Here is a 3,746-nt window from a genome sequence, read left to right as displayed (position 1 = left end):
ACCTGGACCCCGCCCGGCCCGGGGTGGAGGACCTGCTGGACCAGATCACCTCCGGGGTGCGCAGCTCCTTCACCTACGTGGGCGCGCGCACGGTGCCCGAGTTCGCCGAGCGCGCCGTCGTCGGCGTCCAGTCCTCCGCCGGCTACGACGAAGGGCGCCCGCTGCCCGCAGGGTGGTGACGGGTTGATCCTCGAGGGCGTGCGACGGGCGGACGGGTCGCCCGTCGACGTCGTCACGTCCGGCGCGGGTCCCGGGCTCGTCCTCGTGCACGGGGCCCGGCCCTCGGCCGACTACGGCCGGCTGGCCGACCGGCTCGGCGCACGGTTCACCGTGCACCGCTACGACCGCGAGCAGGTCGGCCGGAACGGCGCCCGGTACGCCGTGGCCGACGACGTCGCCCTCCTCGGCGCCGTGCTCACCCGCACCGGCGCCCGGCTCGTGCTCGGCCACGGCCTGGGCGGGCTCGTCGCGCTGCTGGCCACGGCCGGGCTGCTCGAGCGCTGCGTCGACCGGGTCGCGGTCTACGACGCCGTGCTGCCCATCGACGGGTCGGTGCCGGAGGAGGCGCTGGAGCAGGCCGCCCGGGCGCTGGCGACGAACTCCCCGGAGCTGGCCCTGGCCCACCTCGACCGGCACCTGCGCACGTCCTCGCTGCAGGCCGTGGCGCGCTCGGAACGGGTGCAGCGGCTGCTGGGCGGCGTGCTGGCCCGCACCGAGTGGGGCCGCTCGACGGCGGCGCGGCTGCCGCAGGTGCTGGCCGAGACCCGCGCCGGGCTGCAGTTCGACGGCCCCGCCGACGTCTACGCCGACCTGCCCGCCCGCGCCCTGCTGCTCACGGGGGAGCGCTCACCGGCGTTCTTCGGGGAGGCCGCCCACGCGATGGCCGCCGTCGTCCCGAGCGCGACGGCGCTGGTGGCCGGCGGCTGCGTGCACGACTCCCTGCTGCGCGCGGCCCGGCGCTGCGTGCAGCCCCTGGAGACCTTCCTCGCGGGCGACACCCTGTTCTGAGTCCCGTCCCGGGGTGCCGGGGCAGGTCGGCAGGTTCCCGACCGCGTTCCGGCACCGCGTCCGAAAGGCGGTTCCCCGGAGCCACCGACTAGCATCGGCGACGCCATGAGCTCAGATTCCCGGGTCGACTCCGACCCTCCCAGCAGCACCCGCCAGCCCCGTCCCGCGGCCCTGGGAGCCCCCCCGTGCTGACCGAATGGCTGCTCCTGCTCGTGGGGGTCCTGCTCACCCTCGGGACCGCGGTCTTCGTCGCGGCCGAGTTCGCGTTCGTCACCCTGGACCGCTTCACGGTCGAGAAGGCCGTCGAGGACGGGGACCGGCGTGCCGCCGGGGTGCTGCCGGCGCTGCGGACGCTGTCGACCCAGCTGTCGGGCGCCCAGGTCGGCATCACCCTGACCACCCTGCTCCTGGGCTACCTGACCGAACCCTCGCTCGCGACGCTGCTGCACGGCCCGCTGACCTCGGTCGGGCTGGGCGAGACCCTGGCCAACACCGTCGCCGGCGTCGTCAGCGTCGTCGTCGCCGGGGCGTTCTCGATGGTCGTGGGCGAGCTGATCCCCAAGAACCTCGCGCTGTCGGTCCCGATCGCCACGGCCGGGGTCGTCGCCCCGCTCCAGCGCGGGTTCACCTGGTTCTTCGGGCCCCTCATCACCGTCCTCAACGGCAGCGCCAACTGGTTCCTGCGCCGCATCGGCGTCGAACCGCAGGAGGAGCTGTCCGGAGCCCGCTCGGCCCGTGAACTGGCCGCGCTGGTGCGCCGCTCGGCCGACATGGGCACCCTGGACGAGGGCACCGCCAACCTCATCAGCCGCTCGCTGCTGTTCGGCGACCAGACCGCCGCCGACGTCATGACCCCCCGCGTGCGGATGGAGGTCGTGCGCACCGACGAGACCGCCGCCGACGTCGTGGCCCGCGCCCGCAGCACCGGCCACTCCCGGTTCCCGGTCACCGGCGACGACGACGACGACGTGCGCGGCGTCGTGCACCTCAAGGCCGCCGTGGCCGTCCCGCCCGAGCGCCGGCACGACGTGCCGGCCGCCGCGCTGATGTCCGAGGTCCGACGCGTCCCCGACTCCCTGACCCTCGAGCCGCTGCTGCGGCAGTTGCGGCAGAAGGGGTTGCAGCTGGCCGTCGTGGTCGACGAGTACGGCGGCACGGCCGGTGTGGTGACGCTGGAGGACCTCGTCGAGGAGATCGTCGGGGACGTCTCCGACGAGCACGACCGCGACCGCGGCGGGCTGCGCCAGCACCGCGACACCTCCTGGACCGTCCCCGGGTTGGCCCGGCCCGACGAGGTGCGCGACGCCACCGGCGTCGAGGTCCCCGACGACTCCGCCTACGAGACGGTCGGCGGTTTCGTCATGGCCCGGCTCGGGCGCATCCCGGCCGTCGGTGACGAGGTCGAGGTCGGCGGCGCGGTCCTGCGGGTCGCGCGGATGGAGGGCCGGCGCGTGGAGCGGCTGCGGTTGCGGCCGCGCCCGGTCAGCCTGGCCGAATCCCTCACGACGGCAGCGGGGAGTGGGCAGTGAGCAACGAGTTCTCGATCGTCCTGGCGGTCGTCCTGCTGTTCGGCAACGCGTTCTTCGTCGGCGCCGAGTTCGCGGTCCTGTCCGCCCGGCGCAGCCAGATCGAACCGCTGGCCGAGACCAGCGCCCGCGCCCGCTCGGCGCTGGCCGCCATGGAGCACGTCTCGCTCATGCTGGCCGCCTGCCAGCTGGGGGTGACGCTGTGCTCGCTGGGCCTGGGGGCCGTCGCCGAGCCGGCCATCGCGCACCTGCTCGAACCGCTGTTCCACGCCGTGCACCTGCCCGAGTTCCTCGTCCACCCGGTGGCGCTGGTCATCGCGCTGGCGTTCGTGACGTACCTGCACGTCGTCGTCGGCGAGATGATCCCGAAGAACCTGTCCATCGCCGGCCCGGACCGGGCCGTGCTGCTCCTGGCGCCGCCGCTGGTCGCGATCGGCCGGGTCATCGGGCCCCTCATCCGCGCCCTCAACGCCCTGACCAACGCCGCGCTGCGGCTCCTCGGCGTCGAGCCCAAGGACGAGGTGGCCAGCGCCTTCACGGTCGAGGAGGTGCAGTCGATCGTCGCCGAGAGCCAGCGCGAGGGGACGCTGGACGACTCCGGGGGCCTGGTCACCGGGGCGCTGGAGTTCTCCGACCGCACGGTCGGCGACATCGCCGTCCCGCTGGGCGACCTGCGGACCCTGCGACTGGGGGCCACCCCCGCCGACGTCGAGGCGCTCGTCGCACGCACCGGGTACAGCCGGTTCCCGGTCGTCGACGACGCCGGCGACCTGCACGGCTACCTGCACCTGAAGGACATCCTGTACGCGGACGACGAGCGCTACGCCGAGGCCGTGCCCGAGAAGCGGGTGCGTCAGCTCGGCACGCTCGGCGACGGCGAGGAGGTCGAGGACGCCCTGACCGCGATGCGCCGCACCGGCGCCCACCTGGCCCGCGTCGTGAACGCCTCGGGTGCGGTGACGGGCGTGGTGTTCCTCGAGGACGTGCTGGAGGAGCTCGTCGGCGAGGTCAGCGACGCCATGCAGCGCGCCCGCACCTGAGGTCGCCGGTGGCGGGGGGGGGGGGGGGGGGGGGGGGGGGGGGGGGGGGGGGGGGGGGGGCGGGGGCGGGGGGGGGGGGGGGGGGGGGGGGGGGGGGGGGGGGGGGGGGGGGGGGGGGGGGGGGGGGGGGGGGGGGGGGGGGGGGGGGGGGGGGGGGGGGGGGGGGGGGGGG

The 3,746-nt window shown here is 75.7% G+C and carries 4 protein-coding genes; all 4 read left to right on the top strand.

Going from position 1 to position 3,746, the window contains the following annotated elements:
* Positions 1 to 179: IMP dehydrogenase (locus tag ACRYR2_RS24930; protein WP_432565697.1), on the top strand; the 179-nt coding region annotated here is incomplete at its 5' end.
* 19 nt (positions 180 to 198) lie between these two features.
* Positions 199 to 1,008, top strand: coding sequence for an alpha/beta fold hydrolase (locus ACRYR2_RS24925; protein ID WP_432565696.1), 810 nt, complete (start codon positions 199 to 201; stop codon positions 1,006 to 1,008).
* 185 nt (positions 1,009 to 1,193) lie between these two features.
* Positions 1,194 to 2,537 (top strand): hemolysin family protein, encoded by a 1,344-nt coding sequence (locus ACRYR2_RS24920; protein WP_432565695.1) that lies wholly within the window; start codon positions 1,194 to 1,196, stop codon positions 2,535 to 2,537.
* Positions 2,534 to 3,574: a hemolysin family protein gene (locus ACRYR2_RS24915; RefSeq protein WP_432565694.1), complete on the top strand. Its 1,041-nt coding sequence runs from the start codon at positions 2,534 to 2,536 to the stop codon at positions 3,572 to 3,574. Before ACRYR2_RS24920 ends, ACRYR2_RS24915 begins: the two co-directional genes overlap by 4 nt.
* Positions 3,575 to 3,746: the final 172 nt, after the last annotated feature.

Source organism: Kineococcus deserti (assembly GCF_050871945.1).
Taxonomy (GTDB): Bacteria; Actinomycetota; Actinomycetes; order Actinomycetales; family Kineococcaceae; genus Kineococcus.
This window is presented reverse-complemented; position numbering and strand designations above follow the sequence as displayed.